This window comes from Hahella sp. CR1, from assembly GCF_029813005.1.
GTDB lineage: Bacteria > Pseudomonadota > Gammaproteobacteria > Pseudomonadales > Oleiphilaceae > Hahella.
Map to the genome: position 1 here is coordinate 238479 of NZ_JAPELK010000006.1, position 17559 is coordinate 256037.

At 54.0% G+C, this 17559-nt stretch carries 15 protein-coding genes; 10 read left to right on the plus strand and 5 right to left on the minus strand.

All coding sequences use genetic code 11. From position 1 onward, the window contains the following. Positions 1-188 precede the first annotated feature (188 nt). Positions 189-1514, plus strand: a complete 1326-nt coding sequence (locus ONV78_RS16700) for a glycosyl hydrolase family 18 protein (RefSeq protein WP_279504783.1) — start codon at positions 189-191, stop codon at positions 1512-1514. 35 nt (positions 1515-1549) lie between these two features. On the opposite strand, the gene ONV78_RS16705 is transcribed toward ONV78_RS16700, so the two are convergent. Together ONV78_RS16705 and xylB are read right to left on the minus strand one after the other, a co-directional pair. After that, entirely contained in the window at positions 1550-2884 is a 1335-nt protein-coding gene (locus ONV78_RS16705; RefSeq protein ID WP_279504784.1) for a site-specific integrase, read from the minus strand. Between the two features lie 335 nt (positions 2885-3219). Then, positions 3220-4713, minus strand: coding sequence for a xylulokinase (xylB, locus tag ONV78_RS16710; RefSeq protein WP_279504790.1), 1494 nt, complete (start codon positions 4711-4713; stop codon positions 3220-3222). A 440-nt stretch (positions 4714-5153) separates the two neighbouring features. Here xylB and ONV78_RS16715 point away from each other — a divergent pair, with 440 nt between their 5' ends. From ONV78_RS16715 to ONV78_RS16735, 5 genes are all read left to right on the plus strand, one after another. Further along, complete coding sequence (locus ONV78_RS16715; RefSeq protein ID WP_279504792.1) at positions 5154-6470, plus strand: PAS domain-containing methyl-accepting chemotaxis protein; 1317 nt, start codon at positions 5154-5156, stop codon at positions 6468-6470. 71 nt (positions 6471-6541) lie between these two features. Beyond that, positions 6542-6961: a class I SAM-dependent methyltransferase gene (locus ONV78_RS16720; RefSeq protein WP_279504794.1), complete on the plus strand. Its 420-nt coding sequence runs from the start codon at positions 6542-6544 to the stop codon at positions 6959-6961. Between the two features lie 15 nt (positions 6962-6976). Beyond that, complete coding sequence (locus ONV78_RS16725) at positions 6977-7348, plus strand: hypothetical protein (protein WP_279504796.1); 372 nt, start codon at positions 6977-6979, stop codon at positions 7346-7348. A 309-nt stretch (positions 7349-7657) separates the two neighbouring features. Next, positions 7658-8200, plus strand: coding sequence for a hypothetical protein (locus tag ONV78_RS16730; protein ID WP_279504798.1), 543 nt, complete (start codon positions 7658-7660; stop codon positions 8198-8200). Then, on the plus strand, positions 8200-9003 hold the full coding sequence (locus ONV78_RS16735; RefSeq protein ID WP_279504800.1) for a hypothetical protein: 804 nt from the start codon (positions 8200-8202) through the stop codon (positions 9001-9003). The genes ONV78_RS16730 and ONV78_RS16735 overlap by 1 nt, the downstream gene beginning before the upstream one ends. Positions 9004-9294: 291 nt before the next feature. On the opposite strand, the gene ONV78_RS16740 is transcribed toward ONV78_RS16735, so the two are convergent. After that, complete coding sequence (locus ONV78_RS16740) at positions 9295-9825, minus strand: NUDIX hydrolase (RefSeq protein ID WP_279504801.1); 531 nt, start codon at positions 9823-9825, stop codon at positions 9295-9297. A 380-nt stretch (positions 9826-10205) separates the two neighbouring features. After that, positions 10206-10910 (minus strand): hypothetical protein, encoded by a 705-nt coding sequence (locus ONV78_RS16745; RefSeq protein ID WP_279504803.1) that lies wholly within the window; start codon positions 10908-10910, stop codon positions 10206-10208. A 518-nt stretch (positions 10911-11428) separates the two neighbouring features. Between ONV78_RS16745 and ONV78_RS16750 the strand changes: the two genes are divergently transcribed. The 4 genes from ONV78_RS16750 to ONV78_RS16765 all read left to right on the plus strand — a co-directional run bounded on the left by ONV78_RS16750 (position 11429) and on the right by ONV78_RS16765 (position 16990). Beyond that, positions 11429-14023 (plus strand): di-heme oxidoredictase family protein, encoded by a 2595-nt coding sequence (locus ONV78_RS16750; RefSeq protein ID WP_279504805.1) that lies wholly within the window; start codon positions 11429-11431, stop codon positions 14021-14023. Between the two features lie 306 nt (positions 14024-14329). Next, entirely contained in the window at positions 14330-15514 is a 1185-nt protein-coding gene (locus ONV78_RS16755) for a glycosyl hydrolase family 28 protein (RefSeq protein ID WP_216738100.1), read from the plus strand. Between the two features lie 153 nt (positions 15515-15667). Next, a complete protein-coding gene (locus ONV78_RS16760; RefSeq protein ID WP_279504807.1) occupies positions 15668-16114 on the plus strand; it encodes a GNAT family N-acetyltransferase in 447 nt (148 codons plus the stop codon). A 48-nt stretch (positions 16115-16162) separates the two neighbouring features. Beyond that, entirely contained in the window at positions 16163-16990 is an 828-nt protein-coding gene (locus ONV78_RS16765; RefSeq protein WP_279504808.1) for a HEAT repeat domain-containing protein, read from the plus strand. A gap of 2 nt (positions 16991-16992) precedes the next feature. Here ONV78_RS16765 and ONV78_RS16770 read toward each other — a convergent pair whose 3' ends face one another. After that, positions 16993-17388, minus strand: a complete 396-nt coding sequence (locus tag ONV78_RS16770; RefSeq protein ID WP_279504809.1) for a hypothetical protein — start codon at positions 17386-17388, stop codon at positions 16993-16995. Positions 17389-17559 lie beyond the last annotated feature (171 nt).

A 17559-nucleotide genomic window follows, 5' to 3' on the forward strand; every position in this document is an offset into this window, starting at 1 on the left:
GCTTTTTGAGTGATTACCTTATCCGTAATGATTGAGTATGTTATGAAAGCGCTTGCATTGTCGCTCTCTCAATAAACTCGGGCGATCAGCAGAAATCAAAAGCTAATACTAAAACCGAAAAATACGCCGCAAGCGCCTTCCATCCGACCAGCACGACAAACATGACCTTAAAAGGACAGGTGATAATTATGGCTATCAAGCTCAAACACATTGTATCGGCAGTCGCGCTGACCACCGCCATGATCGCCGCGCCGGCGATGGCTGAATTCAAAGTTGTGGGATACTTTCCAACCTGGCAGGGGGACGTAAACAGCATCCCCTACGATAAAGTCACCCACATCAACTATTCCTTCGCCATACCCACCGCCAATGGCGGCTTGCAGCCTCTGGAAGGCGGGGAGCAGCGCTTGCGCACGCTGGTGCAGCGCGCCCATGGCGCCGGGGTGAAAGTGCAGATCGCCGTGGGCGGATGGAATAACGGCGATGATTCCGCTTTCGCCGCGCTGTCCGGCAACAGCGGCAGTCGCGCCAACTTTATCCGCAACCTGATGAACATGGTGGACGCCTACGGCCTGGATGGCGTAGATCTGGACTGGGAATACCCGGAAGCCGGCGCCGAAGCCAATAACTTCAAAATTCTGATGCGGGAATTGGGCGCGGCGCTGCACAGCCGCAACAAGATTCTGACTGCGGCGGTCACTGCGTCGGACTTCCCCGGCAGCGTAGACGCAGACGTCATCAACAGCGTCGATTTCCTCAACCTGATGGTGTATGACCTGGGTTATCCGCATTCCACCTATCAACACGCACAGAACGCGCTGACTCACTGGAAATTCAACGAAGGCCTGCCTCAGCACAAAGCGGTGCTGGGCGTGCCGTTTTATTCCCATAAAGACTGGGTGGCCTATAAAGACGTGATCGCCCGCTACGGCGCCGGCGCGGCGCAACGGGATGACGCTGGCGGCCTCGACTATAACGGGCAGCCGACTATCCGGGCGAAGACCGAGCTGGCGCTATCCGAAGCGGGCGGCGTCATGTTCTGGGAAATTTCCCAGGATACCCGTGACGATACCTCTTTGATGAAAACCATCTGGGAGACTGTCGACGGCGGTAACCCCCCGACCCCTGGCGGCATCACCGTTCAGGCGGAGAACTACACCTATATGAGCGGCGTGCAGGTGGAGCCCACCACCGACGCGGGCGGCGGCCAGAATGTCGGTTATATCGACGCCAATGACTGGATGTCCTACGCGGCGGTGAACATTCCACAGGCGGGAACTTACACTGTGGAATACCGGGTAGCCAGCCTGAATGGCGGCGGCAGACTGCAACTGGAGAAAGCCGGAGGCAGTCCGGTCTATGGCAGCCTGTCCATTCCCGCCACCGGAGCCTGGCAGAACTGGCGTACGGTGCAGCACAAAGTGAACCTGCCCGCCGGACAATTGCAATTCGGTATCAAGGCGCTGTCCGGGGGCTGGAACATCAACTGGTTCAAGGTCAGCAAGAGCAATTAAGCCAGATATGTTCTGAGGCCTTGAAATAGAGGCCTCTAAACCTTGCGCGAGCGGCCGGTGGCGGCTCGCTCTTTCATGTCGGACTGAATATACACCCGGTCGGTCGTTCCCATGCTGGCGTGACCGAGGTCGTCCGCCATGTGTTTGAGCGGACGGTTGGCGATGTCCTGAGAGGCGCCAGTGTGACGCAGCCAGTGGGTGGTGGCTTTGCGCAGCTCCTCGGCGTCATTTTCAAAGCCGTCTTTCATCATACGGTGATAGGCCAGCTCAAAGGCCTCCCGTACCAAACGGGCGATCTGTCGACTGGTGAGCCCGCCGCCGCCGCGCATTTTCTGTAGCAACGGCTCCTTGTCGCCGGGGGAAGGCGACGCAGTGAGGCCGCGATGCTCGCGGTAGCGACGGATGTACTCCCACATGGCGCTGGAAACAGAGACATCGCGGATCTTGAGGCCTTTGCCGAAGGCTTTGAACCACCAGTTACCGTCATGGTCCTTCCACACATGCTCCCACATGGGTGTCCATTTAGGGCGGTCGGAGAGTTCGGAGATACGCAGGTACAGAGATTTCAGGCAGGCGATAATGAAGATAGTGCGCTCATAGCTTGGCTGCTCCTCGGCTTTTTCCTTCAGGGTTTCCAGCACATACTCCCATTGCAATTCAGACAGGCGCTTGATCTGTTTCACCTGCGCGTCCTTGATCAGGTAGGGCGAGGCTTTGCGGATACCGGGGATAGGATTGCCGAGAACGATGTCCTCCTGCACCAGATGATCATAAAACACGCTGATGGCGGAATAGGCCAGGGCGGTGGCGCTGTTGCTCAGGCGGTAACCTTTCTTTTCCGGCTGCAGAATGTCCTTTTTGTCCTTCTTATCGTTCTTCGCCGAAGCGACGGCGTCTTTGCTGTCCGGCTTGGAATCGTTGGTCGAACGCGCCGCCTCCCTTATCACGAAAGGCCGCCACAGCGGATTGCTGCGAAACAGGCCCTGTCCGCCAATAAACTCAAAACGGCGCACGCTGCCGGAGCCAATCCAGCCTGTTGGCGGAGCATGCAGAAAGTCAAAGTAATTCTCGATATGAGAGCGACGAAGCTGGGACACCGCTTTGCCTTCCACCGTCCAGGCCCACAACAGATAACGCTCCACCTCATTGCGGAAACTGGTGAAAGTCTTCTCGCTTTTACGGGAATAGCTCTTCAGAAAACGCTGGGCGCTGATGAAGTCCTCGTTGACGCCGGGAATGGTTTCCTTAAGCCGAGCGAGAAATTGCCTGCTGTCCGGGTAGTCGTCCAGCATGGCGAGGCCGAGAGGGAGCTTGACGAACTCGCGGTGGGCGTCAAAGAGGGGGAAAGCTGGAAAGTCGGGAGCGGACATGGCTTTGGGTAACGGTTATGTTTGGTTTGTATTTAAAAAACAATAACATAAGATTGATACTTAATGTTTTGTATAAAGTTAGGAGTGAGAGGAAAGCGCTATAGCGCCCAATGCTCCCAGTACGATTTTTCATCAAATGGCATAAATACTCCTTATCCATGCGCGGGAACGGTGATTGGGCGGGGTTAAGCGCCCCAATGGCTATGCTTGCCTTCGCAAAAGGGAAAGAGCAAGCATAGCGGAATGATGAAACGGCGACAATTCAAAGTTGGAAGATAACTGCTTTATAAACAGATAGATAAGCATGAAACTTAAAGTATGAATGAAACTGGTGGTTAGGTGATTGGGTGTATAGTCGTCAACCTTGTTCTGTACAACTTATAAGCGTTTTCGTATGTCTCGACGGCTTCCCGTGTTGGCGATACGGCGGCGCCTTCATCCAGTTTCACAAAGCGCCGGCACAGGTCATGCAGACGGATGCCGTCGCCCTGGGCGTGCGCGTCACACCAGGCCGCCTGAATCGCTCCGCCCAATGCCGCACTTTCGCCAACCTGGGGGCAAATGACGCGGGCGTTCATCATGTCCGCCACCATTTGACGCCATAACCGGCTTTTCGAGCCGCCCCCGATCAATCTGATTTCCTGGCAATGGATGCCGGATGTCCGCAAAAGGTCCAAACCGTAACGCAGCCCAAAGGTGACCCCTTCCAGCGCGGCGCGGCAAACATTGGCGGGTTGCAGGTTCTGCATATTCAGGCCCAATAAGCTGCCTGTCGCATCGGGAAGCGGCGGCACGCGCTCGCCATTGAGAAACGGCAGCAGGGTGACGCCCTGAGACCCGATGGGCGCTTGCGCCGCTTCCTGGTTGAAGCGGTCCAGATCGTAGCCGAACAGACCTCGCACCTGATTAACCACCGCCGTCAGATTCATGGTGCATATCAGGGGCAGCCAGCCGTCGCTGGAGGAGCAGAACGCCGCCAGGGATGGGTGTCCTTGTTTTGGCGGCCGGTTTGAATGGGCGTAAAGCGCGCCGGAAGTGCCCAGGCTGAGGGTCACCACTCCTTCATCTATATTGCCTGTGCCAATGGCGCCCATCATGTTGTCGCCGCCTCCGCTGGCCACCAACACGTTATCCGACAGACCCAGCAAGCGGGCGATGGCGGGGCTGACCTTGCCTACGGGTTGCTGCGCCTGCAGTAACGGCGGCAAGGCGCTGACCAGGCGTCCATCGGGGGCGATGAGTTCGAGGGCTTCCGGGACCCAGCGCCGAGCGCGGATATCGAAATACCCGGTCCCCGAGCTGTCGCCGTATTCGGCGGCGATCTCGCCGGTCAGCCAGTAGTTGAGGTAGTCGTGAGGCAGCAGAATATGGGCGATACGTTGAAAAGCGTCCGGCTCATGTTGACGCAGCCAGAGCAGCTTGGAGAGGGTGTAGCCGGTGGCGAGCGTCAGTCCCAGCAGTTCGAGAGAGCCTTGCTCGCCGCCCATCTGATCCAGCAGCGCCGCGTTCTGTGGCGCGGTTTCCGTATCGCACCACAGCTTCGCTGGCCGAATCACCTCACCATGAGAGTCCAACGCCACCAGTCCGTGCTGCTGTCCGGATACGCCGATAGCGCGAATATGACGACTGTTGACGCCAGAGCGCTCAAGCGCCTGCCGGTAGCTGTCGACGAAGGCTTGGGTCCACCAGTCGGGATGCTGCTCACGGCGGCCATTGGCGTCGCTGATCAGCGCATGAGGCGCGTAACCCTCTCCCAGGATGACTTCCCGCTCCGGGTCCAGCACCACCACTTTGGTTCCCTGAGTCCCACAATCCACGCCTACGTACATACCTGATTCTCCTCGGTTTCCGGCTGCAAGCCATTGAACGGCCACGGACAATATGACAGGGAGTGTACGCCGAACCCGCCGGCAATTGCGAATGCGGGACGCAGATGGGCGGCGGTTTGTTGGGTGGCAGTTTGTTGAGGGACTGCTTGTTGGATAGCCGCTTGTTGGATGGCGCTGCGCTTATCCAACCTACAAAGAAGAAACGACCTATAGCCAGGTAGGTTGGAAAAGCGCAGCGCCTTCCAACAGCGAAGGTCCGCACACCACAGCGCCTCGTATAAATACTGTACGGCTCACAGAAAGAGTTTCGCCGTTGGCCCCGCTCACCCGGCCTGCGCGAATGGGCGGCCTACCAAAGACGACGGTTTGTTCTATGATTGAAGTGTCCGCCGTTGCATACAAACTGAACGATAGGTCAATCATTTGAGGTATGGCGTTATATGTTCTCAACCAAGAAAAACAAACAGCAACAACACGACGCCCACAATCTAGCCAAAGCGTTGCAAGCTGAACTGGGCAGTATCGCGAAGTCCTGCGCCACCATTTATTTCACGCCCGTCGGGGAGGTTCTGGACGCCAGCGAACTGTTTCTGGCGAGTGTTGGATATAAGCTGGACGAGATCATTGGGCGACATCATCGCATTTTCTGCGCAGAGGACGTTGTCGATAGCCCGGAATATCGCCAGTTCTGGGCGGATCTGGCCAAGGGCGTTCCCAAGCGGGGGACATTCAGGCGCCGCCACAAGAACGGTTCGGACGTGTGGCTGGAAGCGACTTACATTCCTATCGTTCAGGACGGACAGGTAATGCGCGTCATGAAGGTGGCCAACGACGTCACCAAAGATCATGAGCAGTCCGCGCATAATCAGGCTTTGATCAAGGCTATCGATCGCTCTAACGCAGTCATTGAGTTCAAGCCGGACGGGACTATATTGAACGCCAATAAAAACTTCATCAGAGCGTTAGGCTATAGCGACCTGAAGGAAATCAAGGGCAAGCACCATGAGATATTCTGCCCGGACGACTTCTACAGAGAAAATCCCAATTTCTGGCGCGAGCTGGCGAACGGCGAAATCAAAAACGGCTTGTTCCTCCGCATCAGCAAGCAGGGGCGTTCCGTCTGGATAGAAGCGACCTATAACCCCGTATTCGATCATAGGGGCAAGGTGGTCAAAATCACCAAGGTCGCCAGCGACGTGACGGAAAGAATTGAACGCCAGTTAGCGGTTCAGAAAGCCGCTGAAGTCGCCCACAGCACTTCCGTGGAAACCGCGCAGGTCTCCCAGAAAGGCGCGCGCATCCTCAAGGAAAACCTGGCCAACTCCGAGAAGATTTCCACGGATATCGGACGTTCAGCCAAACTCGTCGAGGATCTGAATGAGCAGTCCAACCAGATCTCCAATATTGTCACCACCATCAAATCCATCGCGGAACAGACCAACCTGCTGGCCCTCAACGCCGCTATCGAAGCCGCGCGAGCGGGGGAGCATGGCCGGGGCTTCGCCGTGGTGGCGGATGAAGTGCGATCTCTGGCGGGCAGAACGACCAAATCGACGGAGGAAATCAACCAGATGGTGGATCGCAATAACCAACTGGTGCTGCAGGCGGGCGACAGCATGGTCGAAGTGACGAAACAGGCCGGCAAGAACGCGGACCTGATCGCGGAAGCCTCCCGAATCATCGAGGAAATTTTCAAAGGCGCGGAATACGTCTCCCAAGTAGTGGGTGATCTGGTGGACAACTCCAGCGAGTCTTAACGTGAAACGGCCTGCTTCGTTGCGGGGACATCTTGGGGCGACCTTGAAATGCTGCGTGAGGCGTGAAAGCCATGGCGAATACGGATGACAAATGGGCGGCGGCGTCGAGCTATGAAGCATTCATGGGGCGTTGGAGCCGACGCATCGCCTTAGAATACGTGTCCTGGCTGAATGCGCCGCCTGGACTGCACTGGCTGGATGTAGGCTGCGGTACGGGAGCGCTGACCCGTGCGATTTGCAATGCCGCGCAATCTGCCTCTGTCATTGGCTGCGATCCCGCAGAACCCTTTATCGCATTCGCCCGAGAACAGACGTTGAAGATGCCGGCGTCATTTACAGCGGCGGGAGTAGGGAATCTGCCACATCGTCCCGAAGGATTTGACTGCGTCGCGTCTATGTTTGCACTGAACTTTTTCCCGGATACAGACGCCGCTATTCGCGAAATGCAGACCATCGCCGCCCCAAGCGCTATCGTCTCCGCCTGCGTATGAGACTACGCTCAGGGATTGGAGTTTCTACGCTACTTCTGGGATGCGGCGACAGCGCAAGATCACGCCGCGAAAGAACTGGACGAAGGCTATCGCTTTCCTCTCTGTCATCCCGAGAAACTCATCGAACTGTTCACCAAATCCGGCCTTGATGACATCCAATGCGAAGCCGTGGAAATACCCACCCTCTTCACCCACTTCGACGACTACTGGCTTCCCTTCCTCGGCGCAACCGGACCCGCCCCCACTTACATCGCCTCCCTCTCAGACGATCTAAGAAACGCCATAGCGGACAAATTAAGAGAAACACTCCCCATACAGCCAGATGGAACCATCCCCTTAAAAGCGAAAGCCTGGGCGATCCGGGGCGTTGTGCATCGAGCCAGATAGGAGGTACATATTGAAGGGTCGTAGGTTGGAAAAGCGCAGCGCCTTCCAACAAATGAGGTTACGTGGATTCAGCTGTCGGATGGCGCTACGCTTATCCAACCTACGTTTACTTTACGATATCTCGTTCCACGGCGATGCTCGGCAGAAACAGTCAATCAAATAAGGAGTTTCCAATATGAGTTGCTACCCCTGGATGAATGCCGCTGATGAATAACTTACGCGGCTCTCGAATTGGCTCCCGGAAGAACTTAAACCTGGGCGGTTAGAGTGTTTAAGGTTTGAGATTCTTGAATAGCTGAGGGATTAAATATGGTTGATTATAGAGATTGGGTGTTGTCAGAACTGGAGAAATATGGGGCGGCCTATATCTCTAGTTATGACATGATTTTTTACGATGGAACAAACCCTTTTAATTCAAGGCTGACAGATGAATTGCTACGAAAATTAAGATTCTTACATGATATAAGGGTTATCAAGCTTGTCTCATGCGAAAAGGTTGACGGTAGCTTCCTAGATAGCCTATCAGATCTTAAGTTGAAAGAGATTCACTTGATGGGAGTTCCAATTTCTGATGCCTCTATTAAATACTTAAATGACTTTAAATATTTATCTGTTTTAAAATTGACTGGGAATGACTTGGTCGATGAAGCTATGAGCGATATTGCCATGATTTCTAGTTTGAAAGAGCTCCAAATACTTAGCGGAAGCCTAACTGACCTTGGTATTATTAAGCTGGCAAACCTGAAAGGACTAGAATATTTAGACGTTACCAGAACAAAAATTAAAGAAGATACAGCAGCGTATATTCGACAGAGTCTGCCTGGCTGTGAATTGCATTTGAAAGTGGCGTAATGGATTACAAATCGTTGTTAATAAATATGGGATTCCCATTGCTTGCTTCTGAAATTGCAGCTGGCGATATAGCATTGCCGTTTTTTGTTGAGCAAAACCCGGAGCTTTATGGGTTTTTACCAGGGTTAATACCCTTGTGGCGAGATAACGGACGGATGGTTGGTTATTGGAAGCATTGGTTTTGCCGTCGGTCAACAACCATCGTTATTGAGCGTCCTCAGGTTGAATACTTGCACAGCGAGATAGCTAGATCTCTAGACCAGCTACTATATCTGGCTTGTTTTGATGATATCGTCTCTGAAGATGGAGTAAGCGATGAATTAAGACATATAGCTTCTGCTATTTCTATTCAAGGGCTCGATGAGCTAAATGAGCTTTATGAAGATTATGGTGACGATAAAGCTTGTTTGATGCGGCTGGACGTATTCAAAAGAAACCCTCCTTTTCATCTTGATTCTTCAGGTTATAAAGGTGATTTCCCGAATAAAAATATGATTTTTTCCAAAGAATTGCTGACAAAAACATGCTTAACAGAGTTTGATGAAAATCTGAAGCCACAAGTCTCGACGCTGGAAGAGTCCCCATACTGGTTAAAAACAGATGATCAGGAGCCTTTATTTTACCAACTGTTGGAAGACTCTAATTTTGCAGGAGCCTGGATGAGTTTGAACTCTAATGGCTGGAGGTTTTCTGATGCGAAAAAAGCGATGTTAAAGTTAGCAGAGAAGGCAAATAACCCTACCTTTAGTCTTCTGGCAAATTTCTGGTCATCCTTGCCGCATGAGCAGTACGGATCTTATTAGTGCTTTCTCGTATTGGTATTTGTAGTATGAAAGTTACAGATTATTAATAGGTGGATGTATGTTTATGTGTAAATTTATTCTGTGTCGGCAGATAAATTTACGCGTTTCCAGTCTAAGGACTCTTATAAAGAGACGGTAGGCGCCCTTGTGGAATGCGTAACCGGATGGCGCTGCGCTTATCCAACCTACATTTGAATTTTAATTGCGGCGTTTAGTCTGGAGACCTTGCCTAGAATATTATTTGGTTATGTCCAGGAGAATGTTCCTTGCGACTGGCAAGGTATTAAATAATTAAAAATCTATTTCATGTAGGCTGAAATTTCCTCGTTCCACATCACGGAAGAAAAGCTCTAGTACAACCTTAACTGTATGAAACGCAATGTTATCCAAAGGAATATCGCTTTTTTTGAATAGTTGAACTTCTGAGCTTTCGCTAGTTGGATGGAAGCGACTGTCTTTTAGCTTTGCGAGGTAAAAGATATTGACGTGATTTGCATGAGGCGAGTTTGTAATTGCGAAAAGCTCTTCGGCGGAGATTCTTGCTCCAGTCTCCTCAAAGGTCTCTCTCTCGGCTGCATGCCTCGTCGTTTCTCCATTTTCCATAAAGCCTGCGGGTAGAGTCCAAAGCCCGGCCCGAGGTTCTATAGCTCTTTTGCAAAGTAGTACGGAGTCTTCTTTGTAAACAATGCAACCAGCGACGATGTTAGGGTTTTGATAGTGGATAAAATTACATTTATCACAAATAAAGCGGTTGCGATTATCTCCCTCGGGTGATCGCCATCTCATAGTTTCACCACACTGTGAGCAAAACTTAATCTCCATTACTTCATACCTGTTCGCGCAGAATCCCAACGTTGAGTCTGATACTTCATCAGCATGCCATTAAGTTCGTCTAGGCTGACGTGAGGAACCTTATACCCACATGTAACAGCTACAGCAACCTGTTTTCATTGGCGAAGTTGCTATTTTTTACCAGTTTTTGGGATTGCAGAGGCATGGCTCTAGCTCACCCATGCCCACTCAATGGCAGTGGCGGTTTGTTGGATGGCGCTGCGCTTATCCAACCTACAATGAAGGAACAACCTATAGCTAGGTAGGTTGGAAAAGCGCAGCGCCTTCCGACACTAGCGTTATGGGAGAGCAAGAAGCCGGATAGCGCTTTGCCAATCCGACTTGCTCAAATGCTCCTGCCGCTCTCTCCGTTAGGCCAACACGGCCGTTGTGATTTCATACCAGGGGTAAAGTTGTTTGCCTTGTTCGGAGATGTCCTGGTAGGCGAGGGTGAGGGTTCCGCCGCTTACCCGGCCGATGACGGTGGCGCGGGCGATGTCGGTCATGTATTTGGCGGGTTCGGCTGGGCGGGCTCTGCGCAAGAATGCGGGACCAGTGGTTTTTGCCGGGCGGGCGGGGACGGCGTCTTTGCGTCTTATGGAGCCGTATTGGGTGATATTGCTGTTCGTATTGGAGCGCACGCCGGCTCCTTGCGCCCAGGCGTCCAGGGTTAATCCGGTGGCGCTTTGCAGGGGACACAGGAAGTCGCTGGTCTGGCGTAAGTCGGCGGGAATATCGCTGTAGCCGCCGTTGAGGTGAAAGACTTCGCCTTTGTTACGATCAAAACCAACAGAGCAACCGGACAACGCGGCGGTGACGAACCAATAGTCGGCGCCTTCCCGGTTCAGCTTCAATTTGGTGACGCCGCCTTCCTCCCATGGCAACCACTTTACGGTTCTGGAGTTGGCGCCATCGCCCAGCACAAAATTGAAACGAAGCGGTGATTCCGAGGCCACAATTTTGATGGCGCGCTGGCCCTTCGACGTAGAGCCGGGGATATCTACAAAGTAGGGCGTGGTATACAGAGGCGTTGTATTTCTGAGTGAGGCCATCACTCTTTCCAGTTCATTCCACATATTTTTTCCTTTCTTTTCCTTGCATCTATCAACGAAACATTTTGTCCTGTTTTGTTGAGTCTAGTTAATTTCTCATGGCGATTAATTTCAGGCTTTAAATAATGCGATTTATAAACCGTTCGCCGGCCAGTTCTTCGCATTACATTTTTGTAGGGTGATGAAGAATGCAATAGCTGAGTAAGTGTCATTTGTCCTTTTAAGATCAGTGGCTTATTGGCCGTGAGACTTCCGCTATCTCGTCCGTTCGGGCGATAGTTTGAGATATGGCGGGTTGTTAGCTTTGTCTTGTGCAAGCGTTTTCATGTCTAGGGCGTTCAAATACTGACTGGCGACGCAAGAGATGCCAAAAATATATTAATTTAAGCCGGTATTGTATTTGTTTTTTGTATCGCTTGAGATCTAAATGAAAGCGTTGTCACTTGTTCGGCTATCACTTAACTACCGCTGTGAATTTTTTATGCCCAGACTCAGACAACTTAGAAAAAAACAAAGAACGGGAGCGTTAAAAGGAGGTCAATATGTATACGAATGATTCGTGCCACAATGCGCTTCGGCGCAAGCTCGCCAGAACACTTATCGGCGTCGCCGCTGCGGCGTCGTCATTTCCCGCCGCGCAGGCCGCCGTCAATCTGGCGGCGGGTAAAAACACGTTCGCCAGCACGGAGCTGCGCCAGGCGAGGTTGGCCGTGGATGCGGACAGCCGGTCCCGCTGGGAATCCAATCATGGCGTGTCGCCCAGTTGGCTGACCGTGGATCTGGGGCGGGCGAGCAGCCTGGAGCAGGTCGTTATCGACTGGGAGGCGGCGAACCCGGAAACCTACGAAATCCAGGGCTCCAACGATAACGAAAACTGGACCACGCTTTCCGCCCAGAGCGGCGGCGTGTTTGGCGATCGCACCGATACGGTGGATGTCAGTGGGGACTATCGCTACGTGCGAATCTTCGCCACCCAGCGCAGCCGCGGCAATGCCTGGGGATATTCCATTTTCGACCTGGAGGTCTACGGAACGCCGCTGTCAGGGCCGGACGATCCTGATGAACCTGACGGGCCCGGTGATCCAAACGGTCCCGACGAGCCGGATGAACCCGATTTGCCGGATAACCTGCCCGCCGCCTTCGCACCGCTGTATCCCAAAGGCACGGAGGTGCTGGAACGGATTCAGTATGTGGATGCGGACGGTACGCTGGTCACCCTGATGGGCGCCCGACCCACCGAGCGCCACGCCCGTGAACGGGGTGAGCCCTGGGATGCGCCGGATCAGGGGCCGGGGCGTTATCTCACGTTCCCGCCTTTCTACTTCCAGAACCGCACCTTCGGATTGGAGATTCGCGACTCGGTTCCCGCCGGCGGCGATAAAATTGAAGTCTGGCTGCATGTGAACGCCAATACCTTCCGCGGCACGACCTTCAGCTTGTTCCGCAACATCGAAAATCCGAACGTGAAAGACTTCGGCTGGTCCCTCAACTACGGCTTCAACAATCCCAATGAGGGAGGGCAGCCCATCTGTCACGCTGGTAAGCGCGAATGCATGATGGATTTTAATTCCAACTGGCGCACCTCGCCGCACAGCCCATTGAAGGTTGGCGACAAGATCGAGCTGGCTCCGGCGCCGCGTTTGCTGACGCCGGTGATCGACGGCGGCGGAGAGCGCTATTACTCCTTTGAGCAGCTCTATGTGGTGGGCAAGGGCATGCGTCCCTGGTACGGAATCGCTCCTAATCTGGATTCTGAACCGCTGCCGCCGGACACCCTGTTGGGCGGTCAGGCGAGTGTGTCCTACAACTACTCCGAAGAACCCCATCGGATGTTTCAGCAGATGGCCAACAACATCGGCATCGAGAACAGCCAGCGCTTTGTAGAAGGACGACGCCTGTTCCACACCTCATTCTCATCAGGTAAACACTCTGAATTCTCCGACACCAACCCGGTGTTCAGCGCGCATGTCGGCGAGTTGGGACCCCGTTACAACAACGAGAGCTGCATCGGCTGTCACCAGAGCAATGGCCGCAGCCAACCCGCTCAGGCGGGACAGGCGTTGGAAGGCTATTCGGTGCTGACGGCGGCGTTTGGCTCTCAGGACGGCGCAGCGCCTGATTCATTCTATGGCTTCAATGTACTGCAGAAATCCAAAGACGCCGGGCAGGAGAATTACGCCGTCAATCTCAGCCACTATGAAGTGACCACAAAGGAACTGAATGGCGGTGAAGTGGTTGAATTGCGCAAACCTTACTACACCTTCCAGGGACCGACGCCAGAACTGTACTCCGTACGCCAGGCGCCGCAGGTTATCGGCATGGGGTTGCTGGAAGCCGTTTCAGAGGCGACGATTCTAGCGGGCGTGGATGAAAATGACGCGGACGGCGATGGCGTGCGCGGTCAGCCCAACTGGATCAAGAACCCCGAGACTGGCGCGGTGCAATTGGGACGCTTTGGCTGGAAGGCTTCCAAACTGAGCCTGCGTCATCAGGTGGGGACCGCGTTCCTGCAGGACATGGGCGTCACCACGCCGACCTACCCATCGCGCTCCTGTCAGAAGACCGAAACGGACTGCCATGACAACGCCGCCGACACCCATATCGACAACGCTGAGCTGGATCGCGTCGGTCAGTATCTGGCGTTGTTAGGCGTGCCGGCGCAGCGCAGTCTGCGCAGTGGTTATCCCGACGGGATTCGGGTCTCGCCAGAGCATGACGTTGATCCAGAGCGCATCAGTCAGGGCAAAGACGTATTTGCGCAATCGGGCTGCGTCGCCTGTCACACCGCGACCCTGAAGACCGGGAGCACGCATCCGATGGCGGAACTGCGCAACCAGACGATTCACCCTTATACGGATCTTCTGTTGCACGATATGGGCGCCGGCCTGGCCGACACCCTGCCGCAGGGCGACGCTGTGGCGTCCATGTGGCGCACGCCGCCGTTGTGGGGGCTGGGCAGCCTTAAGTTTGTGCAAGGCGGCCAGGAAAACGTGCGCTACCTGCATGACGGCCGCGCCAGAACCCTGGACGAAGCGATTCTCTGGCACGACGGCGAAGCCGCCGGCAGCCGCCAGAACTACGAGGCGCTAAGTCCGGCTGACCGGGACGCCCTGAAACACTTCCTGAATTCGCTCTAGTCACGCTTTTGGAGGGGGCGACCTCTCCTTAAAAACACTGCGGTTTGGCAAGCCAGCTTGGCCGCAGTGTTTCCCCGTTTGGTTTTTATGGCTACGACTGGCCCCATAGAAAATCCCGCTATAGCCTTGGGCGTTTTATGCGCAATGCGTCTAATCGATGTGTGACGTGGCGAAGATGGGGAGGAGATAATAGAGCCTTGTTCATCCATCTATGAAAGGAGATGAAACAGAGCGCGTCGCCTAGGACGACACGCCATTTCCAAGGATACAACCTCAAACACTCAATGGCAGGAAGAGGGAGTCATCATGAACAGGATGATAGGGATAAAACTACTCGCTGTTGTTGTTTTCTTGTGGAGCGGTCTCGCGCAGGCGGATGAAAATCCAGTTTGCTCGGAGCAGGGAAACATGTGTTGTTATGCGTCGGACTATAACTACAACTTGCCTTCCGCTATCGCTAATTGCTGCGCGGTGGGAGATTCGGTGAAAAAGTTCGTCTTCATGGACGATCAGGACTCCAAAGTGGATGGCCAGGATGTGCCGATTCAGCTTTGCAGCAACCTGAATCTGTATATTCTGCATAAGCTGAAAGCGCCCTCCAAGGATGACTGGCCGCCAATACCCAAAGGCGAGAAGCGGTTTCCGCCTCTGTTTAAAGGAGAAAATCTGGAAAACGTGGTCATTGCCGGGGATGGCGAGATCGACGGTCGCAATAACACCTGGATGGGCGATAAGGACTGTGGCGACTATGACGGCAAAGTCAGGCCCATCATGATGGACCTGCAAGGCTCCAAGAATCTGTTAGTGAAGTCCATTACCTTGTCCCACGGGCCTGGATTCAACCTGCATGTCGAACACTCCCGCGGCGGCATCGAGATTGAGGACGTCACGGTCAACACGCACCATAACGGCTCAAAAAGCTCCTGCAATCTGGACGGCATGGATATCAGCGGGGACGACATCAGCATCAAAGACTCAGAAGTTCGTAGTCGCGACGACTGCATCGCCGTCAAGGCTAACTCGTCCAATGTGCGCATCTCCAACGTGACCTGTCACAACGGCCATGGACTTTCAATCGGCTCCATTGCGATGAACGGCGTGGTCAAAGATGTGGAAGTCGAGAATGTAACGGTGATGGACTCACACTTCGGCTTGCGCATTAAAATGCAGAAATACGCTAACGGCAAAGTGGAAAACATCAAATTCAAAGACAGTCTGGTGAAGCGCATTTCCAGCAATCCGATCCAGATCAAAACGGACTACCACAACGATCACTGTGACGACCCTGGCAGCAGCAAATGCGATAAAAACGCCCGCTCCAGCATTGAAAACGTCACCTACAAGAAAATATCGGTGCATGGCGGCGAAATTGATTTGAACTGCAAATACGCCGACGTATGCACAGTGAAGCTGAGAAAACTGCACTGCAAAGACGGCGCAACCATCTCCTGCAAAGATGTGGACGTGGACGGAGAATGCAGCTGCGACTGAAGCGCGGTGAAAGGGCTTGAGACCTCTCTTGTACAACCGTTCCCAGGCGGATGCGCGTTGGCCTGGGAACAAATGATAAAAATTACTTTGACAAAACAAAGCCGCTCCTGAAAAACTCTGCCTGTACGCTTGCGGAACACGGGAGATAAACCTTTGAAAATCCGATACGTCATGGAGGCCGACAAAGCCAACTGGCTGGCCTTACGTCAGGAACTCTGGCCGGAAACCCCGCCGCAGGAACATGAAGGGGAAATTCACGCCTACTTCAGCATGCCGGATCTCGCCACCTTTGTCGCCATCGACGATAACGGCGACATGCTGGGCTTTTTGGAAGCTGGCCTGCGCTCATACGGCGAAGGCTGCGCCAGTCATCCCGTCGCCTATGTGGAGGGCTGGTATGTGCTCCCTTCTCATCGCCGCCAGGGCGTCGGTCGCCGCCTGATGGACGCCGCCGAAGAATGGGCCCTGGATCGCGGCCTGCGGGAAATCGGCAGTGATATGCTGGTCAACAATGAAATCAGCCTGAAAGCGCACACCGCTCTGGGATATACCGAGGTGGAGCGCCTGATTCATGTGGTGAAGAAAATCGATCCCTCTTGAGGCGCAGACGCCGCAACACTCATTGAATAGATCGTCAGGAGGACGTTGATGCTAAGACGGGATGCGTCAGAGCAAACGCAACTCATCGCAAAAGCCCAAACCCTGTTGCAGCAGGGCGCATTGGAAGAAGCCCGGGAACTGCTGCTGCAAGAGGGATTCGTCCAGGGCGACAACCCATTGCTGCAAAACGCCTATTATGAGCTGATCCCGATAGACGAAGCGCTGAAAGCAAAGCTCAGTCCACTCAAATCGGCGCTACAGCCGCCTTTTGACGACAGCGCCGTCAAAGCGGTCGCCGCCGTCGCCAAAGAAGCGGCGAGGGCGACGAATAAAGCGACTTACGCCTGGATTCGCGACCCGCGCGTCACCGATGTGTTGATTGACGCGCTCAGCCACGGCAAAGCCAGACTTGTTAAAGAAACCGCTCTGGCGTTAGCGCACATCGTGCACCGCTACTTCGCCGACTATCGCGTTCGCGCCGCTTTTGTTCCGCTACTGAGTAACGGAAATAAAACGGTGCGCCGTGTCGCCTGCGGCGTAGTGGGACGCTGGCCGGACGAAGCCATCGTGGCGATGTTGGCGCCATTGATGGAAGACAAGGAGGCGGAAGTGCGCCAGGAAGCGACTAAAACCCTGGCGGGATTGCCGCGAGAGAGCATACCGGAATTGGCGTTGGCATTATTCGAAAGCGCGCTGATCGCCCGTCTTCAGGATACGGACCCAACTGTACGGGATATCGCCGCCTTCGGACTGGGCGAGCATCAGGTCAAGCAGGCGGTTCCTGAACTGGAGGCCGCCTTGCGCGTTGAAGTCTCGCGATTAGCTGGAGAGTCTATTGAGGGCGCACTTGGCAAACTGACTGCGTCCGCAGGGTAAATCTACGCCTCGATGAACTGGCTGAACTCCCCTTGATCCAGATAGTGCGCGAACATAAACAGCGCATCTTCCAGTCCATCTTCCAGCCCATCTGACGGTTCCTCACGTTCCAGGCAAACACGGACGGCATTGGCGAACATCAAAGCAGGTTCGTCGAGTTCGCTTTGGCTGTCTCGCATCCAATCCAGGAAAAACTGTTGCGCTTCCTGATATCGTCTGGCGTCGATTTCTCCATTAAAGCGGCCCAACAGGGCGCCCAGCGCCAGTTGTACCGCGGGCTCCGCAGTAATGGCGTCGGCGCGGATGACGTCTAACAGAGACAACAGCATCCACTGTCGGGCTTCGTTTTCGCCGAGCTGGGCATAGCTGAGGGCGGTTGTTATAAGAGATGTTTTCACAGTGTTTCCTCCGCGATGAGTGACGGTCAGATATCGTATAGCCTGAGTTGAACAGGCGACTCGCCGTTAAGGTAACGCGGATGAATTCTGAGGGATTGTAAAAGGCCGACATCTGTTAGAGGAACGGATGTCGGTGATTGTCGCTGGTTTAGGCCTGCGTCCTAAGTGTTT

Excerpts from the sequence above, each read along its gene's own strand:
- ONV78_RS16700 (WP_279504783.1), top strand. The coding sequence starts at position 189 with ATGGCTATCAAGCTCAAACACATTGTATCGGCAGTCGCGCTGACCACC.
- ONV78_RS16705 (WP_279504784.1), bottom strand. The coding sequence starts at position 2,884 with ATGTCCGCTCCCGACTTTCCAGCTTTCCCCCTCTTTGACGCCCACCGC.
- xylB (WP_279504790.1), bottom strand. The coding sequence starts at position 4,713 with ATGTACGTAGGCGTGGATTGTGGGACTCAGGGAACCAAAGTGGTGGTG.
- ONV78_RS16715 (WP_279504792.1), top strand. The coding sequence starts at position 5,154 with ATGTTCTCAACCAAGAAAAACAAACAGCAACAACACGACGCCCACAAT.
- ONV78_RS16720 (WP_279504794.1), top strand. The coding sequence starts at position 6,542 with ATGGCGAATACGGATGACAAATGGGCGGCGGCGTCGAGCTATGAAGCA.
- ONV78_RS16730 (WP_279504798.1), top strand. The coding sequence starts at position 7,658 with ATGGTTGATTATAGAGATTGGGTGTTGTCAGAACTGGAGAAATATGGG.
- ONV78_RS16735 (WP_279504800.1), top strand. The coding sequence starts at position 8,200 with ATGGATTACAAATCGTTGTTAATAAATATGGGATTCCCATTGCTTGCT.
- ONV78_RS16740 (WP_279504801.1), bottom strand. The coding sequence starts at position 9,825 with ATGGAGATTAAGTTTTGCTCACAGTGTGGTGAAACTATGAGATGGCGA.
- ONV78_RS16745 (WP_279504803.1), bottom strand. The coding sequence starts at position 10,910 with ATGTGGAATGAACTGGAAAGAGTGATGGCCTCACTCAGAAATACAACG.
- ONV78_RS16750 (WP_279504805.1), top strand. The coding sequence starts at position 11,429 with ATGTATACGAATGATTCGTGCCACAATGCGCTTCGGCGCAAGCTCGCC.
- ONV78_RS16755 (WP_216738100.1), top strand. The coding sequence starts at position 14,330 with ATGAACAGGATGATAGGGATAAAACTACTCGCTGTTGTTGTTTTCTTG.
- ONV78_RS16765 (WP_279504808.1), top strand. The coding sequence starts at position 16,163 with ATGCTAAGACGGGATGCGTCAGAGCAAACGCAACTCATCGCAAAAGCC.